The sequence below is a fragment of the Pseudomonas jinjuensis genome (assembly GCF_900103845.1).
Classification (GTDB): Bacteria; Pseudomonadota; Gammaproteobacteria; order Pseudomonadales; family Pseudomonadaceae; genus Pseudomonas; species Pseudomonas jinjuensis.
Genome location: NZ_FNIJ01000007.1, coordinates 205,839 through 223,357, shown reverse-complemented (window position 1 = coordinate 223,357; position 17,519 = coordinate 205,839). Strand labels below are relative to the sequence as shown.

Sequence of the window (17,519 nt, the reverse complement as noted above, 5' to 3'; positions counted from 1 at the left end):
TTCAGAGAGGCTGTCCTGAAGAGTCGAGTAGCAATCCATAGCCATAGCGTTACCCAAGCAGAAGAGCGGTTAATACGTTGCTTCGACGAATAGCCTTACTTTTTTGAGCCGTACCCGAGAACAGAGCACTCCAATAGTCGTCATCGCAGAATGCGCTAAAAGCATTCTCCCTAGCATCCTCGGCAGAGCGCCCAACCTCTATCAATCGTGAGAAGGCAATCATCTGGGACTCATATATGGCGCCATTTATCAAATTTAATGCAAACCCTTCATCTTCAGCATGTTCTCTTGCCAAAGGCTTTCTGAATGCAACACCAGGGCCTAGAACCTCATAAATCAGATCCACAGTAGAGTTAAACAAACTCTCTAACTGCTCGCACACGGCATCACCGACCTCCCTATTTTCCTCAAGGAACGAGTTCAAATACTCTGTATAGTTATCAGAATATTCCGTAGCCTCCGCAAGCTCTCTATAAGCGAAGAATCGAAGCACCAATTCAGCGTCTTTCATATCGCGCCGAGAGGCCTCTGGCAAAGCAATCATCTCTTGAAACTTAGGATTGCGCGCAAGCTTCTTTAGCAAGGAGTTCAGCGAACCCCGATATATACAATTCCTGACCTCCTGATCCGTCAGAGACGCACTACCAGTATTAAGGCGCTCGAACACCTCAAACTTCAGCGTTGAATCCGACTCATTCAAAACCACAATACATCTAATTGGCCGTTTAGCTATGGCGGAGCGATCAACACGATGAAGCTCCATGTATTTCTTTCCATTTAGCTCTGATCTAACCTTTAATCCCTCAAGGGTTAGCTCTTCAACGCCAGCGTCATCAAAAAGCCCAGCCAACTCGGCCGGCTTTAGGAACCGAAACAAAGATGTAAGCCGTTGTTGCCCATCAATCACACTAAAAGACCCATCAGCCTCCTCAGCAAGATAGACAACCGGAACCGGAATATTAAGAAGTATAGATTCAATAAACCTAGAGGCCTTTTCGTCAGGCCACCGATATTGCCGCTGATAGTCAGGATCAAGAGTTAGGTCACCCTCTATCACCATATCCATTAGCGTTCTGACTGCGTAATCGTACTGCTGAATAAGGACTTTTCGCTCACTAGCCGGCTCGTAAGGTGCATCCCCCAGTGCCTCCTCTACGCCGAAGCTGTCAACCTCTTCCTCGTTGATCATTTTTTATCCTTTGAAATGAATTAAGTAAGAAATCTAATCCTTCGACTCACACCTCAGACATCGTGCTGATGTCCCGTCTCACCTCAAGAGCCACAGCGATTAGGGCACCATGATGAGCCCTCTCGCAAGCAGAAACGTCACCTCGTTGGAGAAATGGTAAGTCTAAACATCAGAATACAGTTATGAGGTATGGCCACGGCCATCCCCTGCAGTCACTGAGTCTTTTTCATGGAAGTCGGGGGTAAGGGCATTGCGTACCAATTAGGGTGTACATGAGGCACCACACACCAGCTGTACACAGAATGATCAAATCGCCCCGCTTCACTGTGTCATTAAATATCTTTACAAGTCTAATGTGACACACCATAATGTGACACATCCAAAGTGACACAAAGGGAATTCACCATGTTTGTCCGTGCCTACCTGCGAGCCTCTACTACCGAACAAGACGCTAACCGTGCTCGTGCTGCACTGGTAGAGTTCATTGAGAGCAAAGGACAGCGGATTGCTAGCTACTATGTTGAGAACGAATCTGGCGCCTCTCTCCAGCGTCCTGAGCTGTTCCGCCTGCTGAATGACGCCCAGCCCGGAGACGTACTACTGCTGGAGCAGGTAGACCGTCTGAGCCGCTTGAAAGAAGAGGACTGGAACCAACTCCGCGCCACGATCAAGGCCAAGGGAGTGCTGGTAGTCGCCCTGGACCTGCCTACCTCCCACCAGTACCTCGTCACTGCTGGTGCAGCAGATGAGTTCACAGGCCGGATGCTGAGTGCAGTTAATGAGATGCTCCTAGATATGCTGGCTGCTGTCGCTCGCAAGGACTATGAAGATCGCCGCCGTCGTCAGGCTGAGGGAATCGCCAAGGGCAAGGCTCAAGGTGTTTACAAGGGCCGCCCGGCTGATGCGGAACTGCACGCCAAAATTACCGAGCTGCTGAATGATGGTAAGAGCATCCGCAAGGTGGCTGATTTGCTGGACTGCTCCACTACTACTGTTCAGAAGGTGAAAAGAGCCTTGGAATCCGCTGCGTAATTGTTTGCAGTCGCCCCTACAAGCCCGCTAACGCGGGCTTTTTGCTTCTGCATGGAAGGCTAAAGGACCATCACAGAGTGAAGTGGCAGCAGACCTGAAATTGGGATCACCACGGTGAGGAAAAATAAGATAAGTTCAGAAAAAACTCTTGCAAATCAATATGTTGTATTAATTCGCATGTAGACACTAGACGCTATAAACCCTAGAATTTAATCACTGTCCGATTGGCAGATTACCCATTCACACAACGAGCGAGATCAACGCATGAACACGAAATCACATCACCTGCATCGGAAAAGAAACTATGAGCACCCTGGAAAAACACGCCCGCGAATTTCTCAGTAACCCCATCAACTCGTACCGGCGCCTCGCTGAGTACCTGAACAACTCTCATCCTCGTGCAGACGGAACCCTCTGGACGAAGGACGCTGCCTATCACTTCTGCCGCACCCACGGTATAGCTTCCCAGCGTCGCTGCCGTTGTCAGCCTGCTGCCAGCATTTCGAAACGCAAGCGCAGCCGCCAAGCCATCGTAAAAGCCCTGACTGAAGCGCTTCTGCGCACCGGCACAAGCCTTGCCTCCCTGGCCCCGTTTCAAATCGGCACCATCGCGCGGCTGTCCGGCTTTCAATTCGCCACTGTTGCAAGCAACTGGCATCGCCTGGAGTCTGAGTTACTTGAGCTCGCCAAGCTGCCACCCAAGCCAGTCGTGCTCCACATCATCGATGATGAGGTGTAACGATGGTGGGCAAGCATGCAACACCAGATCAGGGCGCTCAGGCAGTGATTCTGAGAGAGGCCGGCTACACCTTGCCGGCGATTGCCCAACGCCTAGAAATCAGCCTTAGCACGGTCCAGCGCTTGCTGAAGAAGCACAAGGCAGTTGCTGGCGCTACGACACAAGCGCTGATTGAGAAGGCTCGGGAGGAGATGCTGGCCTACGCCTTCTCTCTGGAAAGCGTTCAGCAGACCGCTGCTTCGCTGGTGCTGGATGACCTCGCAATTGGACAGCAGATCAGGCGGAAGCTCTCCAGCGCATTGGAAGAACTCGATCCGAGCAACCCCATTGCCTTCCGAGCCCTTGCTGCCAGTGCGACCACCCTCAAGCTAACTCAAGACGTTGGCCGGCGTGCGCTCCCTCTCGACAAGTTGGAGCAAGCACAAGCCGTTGAAGAGCTCCCGGAGCTTCAGATTCACGTAATGACCCCTTGGGATGTCGAAGAGATGCGGGCCCAACAGCGGCTCGACGAGGCGGAACTGAGAGGCGACGCAGAAGGGGTCAATGAAGAGCTCGAAAACCTGCAATGGATCGCGCAGAAGAAGACACCTCGTTACGAGAGTGACGACATCGTGGTCATCGAGGGCTGAACTCTCCTTGACCATGCGATGACTAGCCAGGTGTCAAACCCTTAGAAATCACGAAACGACTTCAACCCACTGGCCACGATGAGCGGAACCGATTTTTGAAAATCCGGTCAGCTGGCAGCACAGAGCCCAACAATGAAAAGCAGCAATCAGCACCCCGTCACTGAGCGTGGACATTTTCCAAAAATGCACCGAGTAACTGCCCCCAACCAACGGGCCGTAACATTAGCAATGGCGGGGGTTCTAGCCAGTTTCCATGAAGGCTATCAACGGAACGTAGCAGTATTAGGGCAATGGAATAGCAATACCTCTGATATCCCTGCCCTGAAGATAATCAGTCAATTCTCCAAGCTTGCTCAGGAATACACATCAGGAGTCACGCTGAGTGATTGGCAACGAAGGCTTCCAGCAGAGGCCAAACGAGCATTCACACTGCTTGGAATCGCGAGGCAGCCCGGCGCTCGTATCGTTACCTTCAGGCTTGGTCATGAGGTCGCTGAGAAAGCTCTTGCTGCATCAGATGGGCCGGCTGCTTACCTAGCTGCTCTACTCAAGCGGAAGCTTGGAGTCCGGAACATTGCCTTCATCCTTGAATACCCGAGCAGCGCCAGCGATGAGAATCACACGCTGCACCTTCACGGTATCGCCTGCATCCCGGATGGTTTGACTGAGGAATGCATACGGGCGGTGCTGGCGCCCAATCCCAACGGAAAGGTCAAAGGCTATCGCCAGCGCTTCGGAAACAAGGCAATCGACCTTCAGCCGATCACCACTCCCGGTGCGTGGGTGAGCTACATCCACAAAGAGTACCCATTCACTGAGCACAAGCTGGGCAGTGCCCCGGATTTCGCCAGCCACAGCGCCAGCAGAGCAGGTAGAGAGCTGTACGAAGAGCTTGTGGCCTGGATGAAGAGTGAGAGGGGCCGGGAAGCCCCTCAGGAGCTCGCTGGTGAGGCGATTTCATAGCCTGCGGGAACGGCTCAGCTTTTGAATATAAAGTCGTCCAGCGTTTCGATGCGCTTCTCAGCTTGCCTAACATCAAATCGGCAACCTTCTTCGAATTCCTCTGGTGTAGGAGGAGCACTCTGGTTAAACCTAGTGCGCGACTCTGCTAGGAAACTTGCCTTGCGCTGAATCTGCCGGATTAGAGCCATCACTTTCTTCGGATCAGCATTCGGATAGGCCAAGCCTGCATCGATTAGAGAGTGAAGATACTGGGTTTCCAACTCCGGCTTACCACAGACCTTCAAGACAGCCAGATCGTCCACAGCGGTGAAATCGAAAATCCCTGCGACACTCTTTACTTCCTCCTTGGAAGGCGCGGCCACAGCCATTGTCGCAATGCTCAGAATGGTCAAACAGCCAACAGCTAGGGGCATCCAGGCGCGCACATGCTACTCCTTGCGAAATTCTCAGTTTTGATGCGTGAAGATTCGATTCTGGCTTAGAAGTGCAGCGGGCTCGTAGCCTTGCTATCAGCTCAAACTGGGGCCAGATGAATTACGAGTGCTAACTTTAGTATGTCGACCTATAGTATGCAACGAACGACATTGGGCGGATGCCTATCCAGCCCGATCAATGCCAACTCGTTGCCACCTTCGCTGCCAATGTAAAACGCCGACGGCTAGAGCTCGGCTTCTCACAAGAGGAGCTAGCCGAGCGAGCGGGCGTGCATCGGACTTATGTGGGAATGCTGGAGCGGTGTGAAAAGAATGCAACGCTTCAGAGCGTCGAAAGGCTTGCTGGCGCCTTGGGCGTTGAGCCCTACGTACTGCTACAGAAGCGGTAGCTCCCCAAGGCGTATCACGGCTCTTGCCTCCCCTGAATAGCTTAGGGTTTTTCAGGGGCGTTTCTTTGGGTGTCGAAAGAGTGTCGCACCGAGACAACAGGCACAAATCAATCAGGGGTAGTACTAGGCTTGTCTTCCTGGAAGGCCTGATATGCCCTGATGTCGAAGAGATTCACGGATTTCACTTCGCTCAGCGGGAATACCACTTCAAACAGCTCAGGGTTTAGGTGACTGAGCGTCTCATCCTTTGTAAAGCGCTGGTAAACGGTCGTGTACCAGGTCGTAAAGTGCATCTTCAAGCCATCACTGGCACGGTAACCGCTTACGAAAGGCAGAATCCGGAGCATATCGCGCTTGTCACCAGGATCAATTGCCCCAGTGACATAGCCTACGTATACCTTCCCGTGACCCAGCGTCACGCAGATCGGCATGCTCTGCTCCAGAGCCCTCATCAGGATCAAATCCAGGTCGGAATTCAGAAGGTGGATGGCTCGCTTGAGAGCCGCTCGATTGGAGTACTCGTAAATTAACGAGAAGAGACGCGCATCTCTACTTTTGATGCGGCGTACTGCCAGACGGAAGAGCTCTTTCGTCGAAATGCTCTTGAAGGCAAGAAACCAGTTCAGAACATACCCACCAATCAAACCCAGCACGAGTGTGGCGGCAAGCACTAGAACCCAAAAAGCGGTGTCCACCTTCCCGCCCTTTTCCTCGAGCAGCCCAGCTTGGCCTACACCAGCACGAAGAAACGCAAGCAGAGACTCAAGATACGGGTTAGCACAGACTGTGAGCGCTAACGCGAGCAAAAAAAGCCAAATACCCCAGAAGGCCGCTCGGATATAAAGCTTCTGGGAATCTTCGCGCTTTATGAGATACCTGGTCTCGTGCCAGGTGCTAACAAAAAGATAACCCGCCAATAGTGGAACGAACGCAAGAGCGGCCTTCAGCATTCACCCGTCCTTAGGTCATTGCGTTATATAGATTCGCCAGCCGCTACTTCTTTCTGATCAGATGCAGGGGCTTTCTTCAGCTCGCTTCTAAGGCTCTCGAACGCACTGAACTGACGCTTAACGACCTTGGCGCGGACTACCTCTTTGGGATCAGAGAACATGACACCATCGCCCGTCACGTAGAAGGGGACGGACTCGGAAGCTTCATGCTCAGCGATCCGGTAGTAACCTTTAAGTCGCTCAATCAAGGTTTTAGGCTTGTGGTGTTTGCTCACGAGACCCTCCAGAAACGCGTACGCCATTCGTTGGCTGCTGCTCTCTTCCCTTGTTCAAGTGTGAACCTGAGGACCGAAAGCCAGTTCCGTTCCCCTGCGTTTGCCCACATCGACAGGCTGAGGCTCACACAAAAACGTCGCGAAGCGTATAGGCCCTACCCCCATAGGGCAAGAGCCTCGCATCGCCTCACAGCCCGTTTATAAACCTTTTTAAACGGTTTAGCACATTGCGCACTGCTACAGATGTTTTCATGATCAAGCGGTCCAAACCGTACAACATCAGCCGGTGATCGGGCGAGAGAAATGCCGCAGGGCATGGCTGGCCTGACCTTGCGGTAGCTGGATGATGGTTCGCTCCAGAGCGCTGCGGAACGATGTGGTGCACAAGGTGAACTGCCATTAGTTCGTCAGTGCTTCCTGAGCCGGCCAGCTAACTCTGCGGGAATCTGCACCGAACAGACCTTTCCCGATTTCGTCCCGGCATAGGTGACGATGCCCCCTTGAAGATGGTTGGGAGTCAGCTTCTCGGCCTCTGACCATCGAGCAGCCAAGGCGAGCTGGCACGAGAACCGCCTGTTGGCAGGCCTGATCAAACGCAGCAGCTCCGCAATCCGTTCGTGGGTTCAAATCCCTGCGTTGCGGTTACGATGAGCTGCTGTGGTAAGGTTCTGGGGAAACATCAACCGCCCCCATCAGGGTGTGACATCGCAGAATAGGCAGGATGGAGCAGGCCCACGCATTCCGGGGCTTTCAGAAGGGGAAAAGGGATTGGTCACCGCTCCCCCCGGCCCACCAAATGAAAACAGCCTGAACCCTTGATCTTCCTAGCGAATTTCAAGGGTTTTTGCTTTCTGGGGTAGGCGATCGACCAAGAATTGCCCTACCAGCCAAAGGATTCAACCGAATTGCTTCCGCCAAATGCCCGGGCGCCAGGTGGGCATAGCGCATCGTCATCCACGCCAACACGATTGCCCCGACTGCGGGACCCAGTCAGCGCGCCCCGCCCTCGGCGAGGAATCGCCAGATCTCCGGATCGTTGCCGAAGGCGACGTTGAAGCGCAGCCAGGGCGTGGCCTCCAGGTCGGGGCGGAAGATGCAGCCCGGCGACAGCAGGATGTTCTGCCGCAGGCCTTCGCGGGTCAGGCGGACCGGGTCGAGGTCCGCGCTGGCGTTGCTGATCCACAGGTAGGGCGCCGGCGCCAGTGGCGCCCAGCACTGCCAGCCCATCCGCTGCAGGCGCTGGCGGGCGTCCACCTGGGCCTGCAGCAGGCGGTCGCGCAGGCGCTGGCAGCGTTTGCGCTGGGTGCCGTCGTTGAGCATCTGCAGCGTCAGCTGTTCGCAGACCTGCGAACCGTAGAAGGCGGCGCTCATCTTGTAGTGCTGCAGCGCTTCGGCCACCGCCGGCTCGGCGGCGACGAAGCCCACCCGCAGCGAGGCCGCCAGGGTCTTGGAAAAGCTGCCGACGTGGATGACCCGCTGCATGTTGTCCAGCGCGGCCAGGGGCGGCTGGTTCTGCGGCGCCAGCTGGCCGAACACGTCGTCCTCGACGATCCAGCAGTCATGGGCTTCGGCGAGTTGCAGCACACGATAGGCGACCGCCAGGCTGTAGCTGGCACCGGTAGGGTTCTGCAGCCAGGGATTGGTGAAGAAGGCCTTGGGCCGGTGCTGGCGCAGCAGTTCGGCGAGGACCTCCACATCCGGTCCCTGGGGCGTCCAGGGCACGCCGATGATGCGGATCTTGTGGTCGCGCAGGTGGGACAGGAAGTTGACGTAGCCGGGGTCGTCCACCAGCACGCAGTCACCCGGCTGCAGCAATGCACGGATCACCAGGTCCAGCCCCTGGCTGGCGCCCTGGGTGAGGATGATCTGCTCGCCATTCACCTCGGCGCCGCGTTCGGCGAGGTAGCGCTGCACCCACTGGAGCAGGGCCTGGTTGCCGCGGGCTTCGCCGTACTCGGCGATAGCGCCAGCGGCCCGCCCGAGGCTGCGCAGCGCCAGGTGCAGGCCGTCTTCGTCCAGCCAGTCGCCTGGCAGGCCGCCGCTGCCCGGCTGCAGGGCGGCATCGGGGTGGAAGGCCGCGTCCAGCAGCCAGTAGACGTCCTCCAGCGGCGCCGACTTGCGCTGCTCCACCTTGGCCGGGGAAGTCTGCGCCACGAAGAAACCATCGCCCTTGCGCGCCTCCACATAGCCCAGCGCCACCAGCCGGTCATAGGCCTGGACCACGGTGAAGGTGCTGACATCGAACTCTTTCGCGGCCGCCCGGATCGATGGCAGGCGTGCGCCCTGGGCCAGGCTGGCATCCTCGATCCGCTGCGAGAAGTGGCTCACCAGGTGGCCGATCCGTGATGTCTTGCGGGATGTTTCCATGGGCGTGTACAGGTTTTTCGACTGCTACAGGTGCGGCGATTCTAGGCGCCGCTGTGTATGGATTGAAAGTTCATAACCCGTAACCTCGCCCTGGCAATGCCCATGCAAATCCGCCAGGAGCGAAGAGATGTACAGAACAAGAAAAGCACTGCTCGCGCTGTTGCTGCTCGGCAGCCTCGATGCCGCCCAGGCCAGCGAACCGGTCATCCGCATCGCCACCGAAGGCACCTTTCCCCCGTACAGCTTCGTCAAGCCGGACGGCAGCCTGGCAGGTTTCGATGTGGATATCGCCAACTCCCTGTGCGACGAGATGAAGGTGCGCTGCACGCTGGTGAAGCAGGAATGGGACGGCATCATTCCCGGCCTGCTGGCGAAGAAGTACGACGCCGTGGTGTCGTCCATGGCGATCACCCCGGAGCGCCAGCGCAAGGTGGCCTTCTCCGACAAGTACCAAGGCGGCTACTCGATGCTCTTCGGCAGCACCGCGCTGACCGACAACAGCCCCGATGCCATGCGCGGCAAGGTGATCGCGGTGCAGAAGGGCTCGATCCAGGAGACCTTCGCCAAGGCCCGTTACGAGAGCGCGGGTCTCAGCCTGCGCCGCTATCCCGATGTCCAGGCCGCGCTGATGGACCTCTCCGCCGGGCGCGTCGACGCCGTGGTGCTGGACATTGCACAGATCCACCAGGCGAAGAAGAACCCGGACATGGCCGGGTATCACGGCTTCGGCGAGAAGCTGAACGACCCGCGCTACTTCGGCGTCGGCTCCGGCATCGCCGTGCGCAAGCAGGACCAGGTCCTGCTCGGGCGAATCAACCAGGCGCTCAAGACCATCCTCGCCAATGGCACCTACCAGCGGATCAACGACAAGTACTTCGAGTACAACCAGTACGAATGATCCCCCGCGCCGGCGTCCTTCAGGGCGCCGCGCCCGGCCTCCGACGCGGGAATGAGGTCATGCGCACCTGGCGCATCCCGGGAAAACCCCGGTCTGCAGGTCGGCCCGTTCGGCACCGGGCGCAAGGCCCAGGCGCCTGTCGAATTCCATCACCAGGCGTGCTTCGCGCGCCATGGAGACACCATGTTCAACGGATACCTGCCGGCGATCCTCGCCGGCGCCGGCACCACCCTGCAGGTGGCGCTCTTCTCCCTGCTGCTTGCCGTCCTGATCGGCTTGCTGGGCGCCAGCCTGAAGCTGTCCCCCCTCCCCTGGCTGCGCTGGCCGGCGATGGTCTACACGACGCTGATGCGCGGCGTGCCGGACCTGGTGGCCATGTTGCTGCTGTTCTACGGCAGCCAGTTGCTGCTCAACGCCTTCACCGAGGCGCATGGCCTGCCGCAATGGTCGATCGACCCGTACGTGGCGGGCATCGCCACCCTGGCCCTGATCTATGGCGCCTACTTCTCCGAGACCTTCCGCGGCGCCTTCCTCGCCGTCCCGCCCGGCCAACTGGAAGCGGGACGGGCCTATGGCATGAGCCGCTGGCAGGTGTTCCGCCGGGTGATGCTGCCGCAGATGCTGCGCTTCGCCCTTCCCGGCATCGGCAACAACTGGCTGGTGCTGATCAAGAGCACCGCCATCGTCACCATGATCGGCCTTCAGGACATGACCTGGATCGCCGACCAGGCGGGTCGTGCGACACGCCAGCCGTTCCTCTTCTACATGCTGGTCTGCGTCCTCTTCCTGCTCATCACCGCCCTCTCGCAATACGCCCTGCACGCGCTGGACCGCCGCTGTTCTCGGGGCGCCCGGCACGCGGAGATCTGATCCATGATCGACCTGCAACCCCAGATCGTCCTCGACAACCTGCCGTTGTTCGCCGCGGGCCTGCTGCTCACCCTCAAGCTGGTCGGTTCGGCGCTGCTGCTCGGCCTGGCCCTGGCGATCCCGCTGGCACGGCTGCGCGCATCGCGCAATCGCCTGCTGGGCGCACCGGTGTTCGCCTACACCTACTTCTTCCGTGGCACGCCCCTGCTGATCCAGCTGCTGGTGCTCTACTACGGGCTGGCGCAATTCGCCTGGGTGCGCGCAAGCCCGTTCTGGGAGTATCTGCGCGAGCCCTACTGGTGCGCGCTGATCGCCTTCAGTCTCAACACCTGCGCCTACACCACGGAGATCTTCGCCGGCGCGATGCGCGCCATTCCCCACGGCGAGGTGGAGGCGGCGCGCGCCTATGGCATGGGCCCGTTCACCCAGTTCCGCCGGATCATCCTGCCGTCGGCCTGGCGGCGCGCCATTCCGGCCTACAGCAACGAGATCGTCCTCACGCTGCAGGGCTCGTCCATCGCCAGCGCCGTGACCCTGGTGGACCTCACCGGCGCCGGGCGCAGCCTCTACTCGGACTACTACGCGCCATTCGAGGCCTTCCTCTGCGTGGGGCTGATCTACCTGGCGCTGACCGTCGTGCTGGTCGGCCTGTTCAGGCTTGCCGAACGGCGCTTCCTCGCCCACATGGCGCCCCGCCGCGCCCACTGACACTTCGAATGCCGAAAGAGGAACGACAAGAATGAAAACCCTGGTGGTCGACAATATCCGCAAGCGCTATGGCAGCAAGGAGGTGCTCAAGGGCATCTCGCTGTCGGCCCGGAAGGGCGACGTGATCAGCATCATCGGCTCGTCGGGATCGGGGAAAAGCACCTTCCTGCGCTGCATCAACTTCCTGGAAACGCCCGATGACGGGGCGATCCGCTTCGCCGGCGAGGACCTGCGCCTGGTCAAGGATCGCCTGGGCAGCCTGCAGGCGGCCGACCGCAGGCAACTGCAACGGATGCGTACCCGGCTGGCGATGGTGTTCCAGAACTTCAACCTGTGGTCGCACCTGACCGTCATGGAGAACGTGACGGAAGCGCCCATCCATGTGCTCGGACTGCCTCGCAGGGAGGCGCAGGCACGGGCAGAACGCTACCTGGAGAAGGTCGGGCTGGCGGACTTCGCGGACAGATACCCGGCGCACCTGTCCGGCGGCCAGCAGCAGCGGGTCGCCATCGCCCGCGCCCTGGCCATGGAGCCGGAGGTGCTGCTGTTCGACGAGCCCACTTCGGCATTGGACCCGGAGCTGGTCGGCGACGTGCTCAAGGTGATGAAGGGGCTGGCCGCCGAGGGCCGCACCATGATCGTGGTGACCCACGAAATGGGCTTCGCCCGCGAGGTGTCGAGCCAGGTGATCTTCCTGCACCACGGCCAGATCGAGGAGCAGGGAACGCCCGAGGAAGTCTTCGTCCACACCCGCAGCGAACGCCTGCGGCAGTTTCTCTCCGGGGCGCTGAAATAGCGCCGTCACCGAACATCGGGGAGGGCGGCTTCCCCGCTCTCTTCCGCCAGACGAGGCAGTCATGCATCCAGCTTTTCCAGACCAGGCCGGCTTCCCGGTACAACGTGAACGCTTCCTCGCTGCCGCCGCTGCGGCAGGCGCCAGGCTGCAGGAGTATCGCCATCCCCTGCGCGGCCCCTGCGGAGAGGTCCTGGCCACCGACGTCGCCGTGCTCGGCGACCCCGAAGCGCCGCGGGTACTGGTCGCCCTCAGCGGCACCCACGGCGTCGAAGGCTTCTACGGCTCGGACTGCCAGAGCCGCTGGCTGCGCGAACTCGCCGGCAGGCCGCTGCCGGCCGGGGTGGCGGTGGTGATGGTCCACCTGATCAATCCCTGGGGCACGGCCTGGGGGCGGCGCGTCAACGAAGACAATATCGACCTGAACCGCAACTACCTCGACTTCAGCCAGCCCCTGCCGAGCAACGACGCCTATACGGCCCTGCACGACATCTACGCCTGCACGCAGCTCGATGGTCCGGAGCGCCAGCGGGTGGATGCCCGGCTGGCCGAGCTGATCGGCTCCCGGGGCTGGCCGGCGCTGATGTCGATCGTCGAGGCGGGCCAGTACCGCTTCCCCGATGGCCTGTTCTATGGCGGCCAGGCCCCCGCCTGGTCGAACGGCACCCTGCACCGGATCCTGCAGGAGCACGTGGCACACGCCCAGGTTGCCCTGTGCTTCGACCTGCATAGCGGTGCCGGCGAATACGGCCACGCCATGCTGATGTCGATCACCCGCGAGGCCCATCCGGGGCTGGCCGATGCCCGCGCGCTGTATGGGCCCTGGCTCTACACGCTGCTGACCGGCGCCGACAGCAGCAATGCCAGGGTGGCGGCCACCGCTACCGGCTACACCTCGCAGGCCCTTGTCGATGCGTTGCCGCATGTGCATCTGCTGCCCTTCGTCATCGAATGCGGCACCTACCCGGAGGAAGACATCCACGCCTATCTGCGCAACGATCACTGGCTGCATCTGCATGGCGACCCGGGCGACTGCGTTGGGCGGCGCATCAAGCGGGAGCTGCTCGAACAGTTCTACCCGGCCGATCCGGATTGGCGCGAAGTGGTCTGGCTGCGGACCCGACAGGTCTGGGAGCGGGCGCTGGCCGCCTTGCCGCGGATCGGCAGGCCTGAGCCGGCAGGTCCGCAAATTTCCCAGCCATCAATCGGTCCCTCCTCGCGGAACTGCTGCAAGTGTTGATCGTAAAGCCGGTCGGCAATGGGGACGCTCACCTCATACCATCGGTCGTCCCCAGTCCTGTCACCGCCGATGAGCAGTATCGCCGAGCGCCGAGGATCGAACGCATGGAGCGTGCGGAGCTGCCGCCCGGCATGCTGGGTCCGCAGCTCTCTCATGTGGCCGTGCCGGGAACCATTGATACCGAGGATGTTGACGCCATCCATCCGGAAGTGAGCGGTAAAGAAATGCCGCACGGTGTGACAGGCTTGGCACAGTGGTAACCGGATCATGCCGGGCATCCGGCGAACCACACCAGCGGGCACCGCCGTGCAGCCGATGGCGGTACCCCCGGCGGCATGCCTTTCAATGCATGGCACAACGCCGCTGAGCAGGCACTCCGCATGCTCGGGAAATCCCTGGTTGCCGAGGGGGCGCTCCAGCAGTCGGGCAATGTCCGCACGAAGCGAAACGGCTGCTGAACCTGTGCCGCCTCACCTTGCCGCCCACTCCATCACGGCCTCGGGATAGCGTGCCCCGACTATCGCGTCCGGCGCGAACGCACGGTCGAGTTCAGCGCGTTCGGCGGTAGTCAGGGTGATCGCCAGGGCGCCCATGTTTTCGACGACGCGCGCAGGACAGCTGATGCCGGTGATCGGGACGATGTCGTCTCCGCGCGACAGCACCCAGGCAATCGCGAGCTGCGCCGGGGTCACGCCCTTGGCGGCCGCCATCGCGTCGAGCGCCTTGGCAGTCTCGCGGTTACGCACGTAGTTCTCGCCCTGCATGCGCGGCACCTGGAAATGCGTGTCCTGGGGCGGCTGGGCTTGCGGCCGCACTCCGGTCAGCAGCCCGTCGGCGAGGATACGGTAGGGCACGATGCCCACGCCGAGTTCGCGCGCCGTCGGCAGGATCTCCGCTTCGATGAAGCGGCATGCGAGCGAATACTCGATCTCCAGCGCCGTCACCGGGTGCACGGCATGCGCCCGGCGCAGCAGGTCGGCGCCGACTTCCGATACACCGAGATAGCGCACCTTGCCTTCCTGGATCAGGTCGGCGACCGCGCCGATCGTCTCTTCGTACGGCACGTCGGGATCGACGCGCGCCGGCTGGTAGAGATCGATCACCTCGACACCCAGCCGCCGCAGCGAGTAGGCGGCGAAGTTCTTGACCGATTTCGGTCGTCCGTCGAGGCCGATGATTCCCTGCGTGGGTGACATCTGCACGCCGAACTTCACACTCAGGAAGGCTTGCTCACGGCGGCCGCGAATGGCCTGGCCAACATTCATTTCGCTGATGCCACTGCCGTAGAAGTCGGCGGTGTCGAGGAAGATGAAACCGGCATCCAGCGCGGCCTGGATGGTCCGCACCGCCTCCCGGCCGGCCTCCGCGCCGGGCTGCATGTAGCTCATGCAGCCCAGCCCCAGCGCCGAGACCTCCGGTCCGTTGCGGCCCAGTCGCCTGGTCGGCATCTTCGTCATGGTCGTGCTCCAGCTTGAGTTCGGTGAATTCCCAGTCAATCACGGGCTGCAGGCACCGGGCGCGGCATGCATCAACCCCAGCGCGGAAACCCTGAAGCGGGAAGCACTGGAGCGATGAAAAGCTCAGTGATACCCATCCCCAACCCGCACCTTGCCGCGGAACACGTAGTAGCTCCACACGGTGTAGGTCAGGATGATCGGCAGGATGAACAGCGTGCCGATCAGAGCGAACAGCTGGCTGGTGGCCGGCGCGGACACCTGCCAGATGTCCAGCGACAGCGGGACGATCATCGGCCAGATGCTGACCGCCAGGCCCAGGTAGCCGAGGAAGATCAGCGCCAGGGTGCAGATGAACGGCAGGTGCGAATGGCGCCGGCGCAGGGTGCGTTGCAGGCTCGCCACCGCCGCCAGCGCACCCACGGCGATGAGGACGAACAGCGGCCAGTACTCGCCGCCGAACCAGCGGCTGGCGATTTCCTCGTGCTGGCTTGGCGTCCACACGCAGATCACCACGATGGCCAGCAGCAGGAGGTAGGCCAGCGGGCGGCTGTAGTGGCGCATGCGCGATTCCAGCATGCCCTCGGTCTTCACCAGCAGCCAGGTACTGCCGAGCAGGGCATAGGCGACGATCAGCGCCAGCCCGCAGAACAGCGGGAACGGCGCCAGCCAGTCCAGCGAACCGCCGGCGAACTGGCGATCGACCACCGGGATACCGGAGATGTAGCTGCCGATCACCACGCCCTGGAAGAAGGTCGCCACCAGCGAGCCGCCGATGAAGGACTTGTCCCACACATGCCGCTTGCGCGGCGAGGCCTTGAAGCGGAACTCGAAGGCCACGCCACGGAAGATCAGCCCCGCCAGCATCAGGATCAGCGGCAGGTACAGCGCTTCCAGCACCACCGAGTAGGCCAGCGGGAAGGCGCCGTAGAGCGCCGCGCCACCCAGCACCAGCCAGGTTTCGTTGCCGTCCCACACCGGCGCCACGGTGTTCATCATCACGTCGCGCTCGTCCGGGTCGCGGATGAAGGGGAAGAGGATGCCCAGCCCCAGGTCGAAGCCATCCATGATCACGTACATCATCAGGCCGAAGGCGATGATGACGCTCCAGATGTACGCCAGGTCGATGCCTTGGATTGCCATGTTTCGTCGCTCCTGTTCAGCCCACGTGTGCGAGGTCTGCGCCGGCGGCGGCAAGCGGCCTGCGCAGGGTGGCGTGGATGGGTTCGTGCCGGTCCTGCGGGCCTCTGCGCACCAGGCGCAGCATGTAGCCGATGCCCATGCCGAACAGCGCGAAGTAGACGGCGACGAAGATCGCCAGCGTGACGCCGAGCTGGGCCACGCTGTGCTGCGAGGCCGCGTGGGCGGTGCGCAGCAGGCCATGGACCACCCAGGGTTGGCGGCCGACTTCGGTGGTGATCCAGCCGGCCAGCAGGGCGATCAGCCCGGACGGTCCCATCAGCAGCACCAGCCAGAGGAAGCCCCTGTGCCGGTACAGGGCGCCGTTGCGACGCAGCCACAGGGCGAGCACCCCGGCAAGGATCATCAGCATGCCCAGCCCGGCCATCACCCTGAAGCTCCAGAACACCACGGCGGAGTTGGGCCGGTCCTCCCTGGCGAAGCTCTTCAGCGCCGGAATCTGCCGGTCCAGGCTGTGGGTCAGGATCAGGCTGCCGAGGTAGGGAATCTCGACGCTGTAGCGAGTCCGCTCGCCGTCCATGTCGGGCAGGCCGAAGAGGATCAGCGGGGTCGCCTCGCCGGGACGGTTCTCCCAGTGGCCCTCGATGGCGGCGATCTTCGCCGGCTGGTGTTCCAGCGTGTTCAGCCCGTGCGCGTCGCCCACCAGCGCCTGCACCGGCGCCACGATCAGCGCCATCCACATGGACATGGAAAGCATCTTGCGGATCGCCGGGTTGTCGCGCCCGCGCAGCAGGTGCCAGGCCGCCGAGGCGCCGACGAAGAAGGCCGTGGAGAGGAACGCGGCGATGGACATGTGCGCCAGGCGATAGGGGAACGACTGGTTGAACACCACGGCGAACCAGTCCACCGGCACCACCCGCCCGTCGACGATCTCGAAGCCCTGGGGCGTCTGCATCCAGCTGTTGGAGGCGAGAATCCAGAAGGTCGAGACCAGCGTGCCGATCGCCACCATGACCGTGGAGAAGAAGTGCAGGCCGCGCCCCACCCTGTCCCAGCCGAACAGCATGACGCCGAGGAAGCCGGCTTCGAGGAAGAAGGCGGTGAGCACCTCGTAGGTCAGCAGCGGGCCGGTGATGCTGCCGGCGAAGTCGGAAAAGCGCGCCCAGTTGGTGCCGAACTCGTAGGCCATGACCAGGCCGGAGACCACGCCCATGCCGAAGTTCACCGCGAAGATCTTCGACCAGAACTTGTACAGGTCGCGGTAGACCGGGTTGCCGGTCTTCAGCCAGAGGCCTTCGAGCACCGCCAGGAAGCTCGCCAGGCCGATGGTGATGGCGGGAAAGAGAATGTGGAACGAGACCGTGAACGCGAACTGAATCCGCGCCAGGTCCAGCGCTGCGAGGTTGGACATGTGGATATCCTCACGGGCGCCCGCAGGCGCCCTGCAAA

Annotated in this window: 18 protein-coding genes and 1 pseudogene; 10 read left to right on the top strand and 9 right to left on the bottom strand. The window is 60.8% G+C overall.

All coding sequences use genetic code 11. The annotated features are described in order from the left end of the window. Positions 1-49: 49 nt before the first annotated feature. Positions 50-1,189 carry a DUF262 domain-containing protein gene (locus BLR75_RS12285; RefSeq protein WP_084312583.1) on the bottom strand — a complete coding sequence of 380 codons (1,140 nt, stop codon included), beginning with the start codon at positions 1,187-1,189 and terminating at the stop codon, positions 50-52. A 405-nt stretch (positions 1,190-1,594) separates the two neighbouring features. Here BLR75_RS12285 and BLR75_RS12280 point away from each other — a divergent pair, with 405 nt between their 5' ends. The 4 genes from BLR75_RS12280 (at position 1,595) to BLR75_RS27060 (ending at position 4,552) form a co-directional block, all read left to right on the top strand. Then, the gene (locus BLR75_RS12280) at positions 1,595-2,221 is read left to right on the top strand and encodes a recombinase family protein (RefSeq protein WP_084312581.1); all 627 of its coding nucleotides are present in this window, start codon (positions 1,595-1,597) and stop codon (positions 2,219-2,221) included. A 304-nt stretch (positions 2,222-2,525) separates the two neighbouring features. Beyond that, positions 2,526-2,960 (top strand): hypothetical protein, encoded by a 435-nt coding sequence (locus tag BLR75_RS12275; protein ID WP_084312579.1) that lies wholly within the window; start codon positions 2,526-2,528, stop codon positions 2,958-2,960. A gap of 2 nt (positions 2,961-2,962) precedes the next feature. Beyond that, the gene (locus tag BLR75_RS12270; protein WP_090416063.1) at positions 2,963-3,589 is read left to right on the top strand and encodes a helix-turn-helix domain-containing protein; all 627 of its coding nucleotides are present in this window, start codon (positions 2,963-2,965) and stop codon (positions 3,587-3,589) included. A 132-nt stretch (positions 3,590-3,721) separates the two neighbouring features. Continuing rightward, on the top strand, positions 3,722-4,552 hold the full coding sequence (locus BLR75_RS27060; RefSeq protein WP_245726138.1) for a hypothetical protein: 831 nt from the start codon (positions 3,722-3,724) through the stop codon (positions 4,550-4,552). Positions 4,553-4,566: 14 nt separating this feature from the next. Here the strand turns inward: BLR75_RS27060 and BLR75_RS12260 are convergent, their stop codons facing one another. Beyond that, positions 4,567-4,977, bottom strand: coding sequence for a hypothetical protein (locus BLR75_RS12260; RefSeq protein ID WP_084312577.1), 411 nt, complete (start codon positions 4,975-4,977; stop codon positions 4,567-4,569). A gap of 167 nt (positions 4,978-5,144) precedes the next feature. Between BLR75_RS12260 and BLR75_RS12255 the strand changes: the two genes are divergently transcribed. Then, positions 5,145-5,375, top strand: coding sequence for a helix-turn-helix domain-containing protein (locus BLR75_RS12255; RefSeq protein ID WP_084312575.1), 231 nt, complete (start codon positions 5,145-5,147; stop codon positions 5,373-5,375). 107 nt (positions 5,376-5,482) lie between these two features. Here the strand turns inward: BLR75_RS12255 and BLR75_RS12250 are convergent, their stop codons facing one another. The 3 genes from BLR75_RS12250 to BLR75_RS12235 form a co-directional block, all read right to left on the bottom strand. Continuing rightward, on the bottom strand, positions 5,483-6,325 hold the full coding sequence (locus BLR75_RS12250) for a hypothetical protein (protein ID WP_084312573.1): 843 nt from the start codon (positions 6,323-6,325) through the stop codon (positions 5,483-5,485). A 23-nt stretch (positions 6,326-6,348) separates the two neighbouring features. Further along, positions 6,349-6,600 carry a hypothetical protein gene (locus BLR75_RS12245; protein ID WP_139207019.1) on the bottom strand — a complete coding sequence of 84 codons (252 nt, stop codon included), beginning with the start codon at positions 6,598-6,600 and terminating at the stop codon, positions 6,349-6,351. A gap of 990 nt (positions 6,601-7,590) precedes the next feature. Next, positions 7,591-8,967 carry an aminotransferase-like domain-containing protein gene (locus BLR75_RS12235; RefSeq protein WP_084312570.1) on the bottom strand — a complete coding sequence of 459 codons (1,377 nt, stop codon included), beginning with the start codon at positions 8,965-8,967 and terminating at the stop codon, positions 7,591-7,593. A 127-nt stretch (positions 8,968-9,094) separates the two neighbouring features. Here BLR75_RS12235 and BLR75_RS12230 point away from each other — a divergent pair, with 127 nt between their 5' ends. The 5 genes from BLR75_RS12230 (at position 9,095) to BLR75_RS12210 (ending at position 13,476) form a co-directional block, all read left to right on the top strand. Further along, entirely contained in the window at positions 9,095-9,865 is a 771-nt protein-coding gene (locus tag BLR75_RS12230) for a transporter substrate-binding domain-containing protein (RefSeq protein WP_084312568.1), read from the top strand. A gap of 183 nt (positions 9,866-10,048) precedes the next feature. Beyond that, positions 10,049-10,735: an ABC transporter permease gene (locus BLR75_RS12225; RefSeq protein ID WP_084312566.1), complete on the top strand. Its 687-nt coding sequence runs from the start codon at positions 10,049-10,051 to the stop codon at positions 10,733-10,735. 3 nt (positions 10,736-10,738) lie between these two features. Next, on the top strand, positions 10,739-11,443 hold the full coding sequence (locus BLR75_RS12220; RefSeq protein ID WP_084312564.1) for an ABC transporter permease: 705 nt from the start codon (positions 10,739-10,741) through the stop codon (positions 11,441-11,443). 31 nt (positions 11,444-11,474) lie between these two features. Continuing rightward, positions 11,475-12,239: an ABC transporter ATP-binding protein gene (locus tag BLR75_RS12215; protein ID WP_084312562.1), complete on the top strand. Its 765-nt coding sequence runs from the start codon at positions 11,475-11,477 to the stop codon at positions 12,237-12,239. 61 nt (positions 12,240-12,300) lie between these two features. Further along, positions 12,301-13,476 (top strand): DUF2817 domain-containing protein, encoded by a 1,176-nt coding sequence (locus tag BLR75_RS12210; RefSeq protein WP_084312560.1) that lies wholly within the window; start codon positions 12,301-12,303, stop codon positions 13,474-13,476. Here the strand turns inward: BLR75_RS12210 and BLR75_RS27055 are convergent. The 4 genes and pseudogenes from BLR75_RS27055 to BLR75_RS12190 form a co-directional block, all read right to left on the bottom strand. Then, a pseudogene (locus tag BLR75_RS27055) lies at positions 13,434-13,655 on the bottom strand (type II toxin-antitoxin system RelE/ParE family toxin); the annotation flags it as partial. The gene BLR75_RS12210 and the pseudogene BLR75_RS27055 overlap by 43 nt on opposite strands. A gap of 291 nt (positions 13,656-13,946) precedes the next feature. Beyond that, positions 13,947-14,933: an aldo/keto reductase gene (locus BLR75_RS12200; protein ID WP_245726137.1), complete on the bottom strand. Its 987-nt coding sequence runs from the start codon at positions 14,931-14,933 to the stop codon at positions 13,947-13,949. A 123-nt stretch (positions 14,934-15,056) separates the two neighbouring features. Beyond that, positions 15,057-16,073: a cytochrome d ubiquinol oxidase subunit II gene (gene cydB, locus BLR75_RS12195; protein WP_084312558.1), complete on the bottom strand. Its 1,017-nt coding sequence runs from the start codon at positions 16,071-16,073 to the stop codon at positions 15,057-15,059. 16 nt (positions 16,074-16,089) lie between these two features. Then, positions 16,090-17,481, bottom strand: coding sequence for a cytochrome ubiquinol oxidase subunit I (locus BLR75_RS12190; protein ID WP_084312556.1), 1,392 nt, complete (start codon positions 17,479-17,481; stop codon positions 16,090-16,092). Between the last annotated feature and the right edge of the window lie 38 nt (positions 17,482-17,519).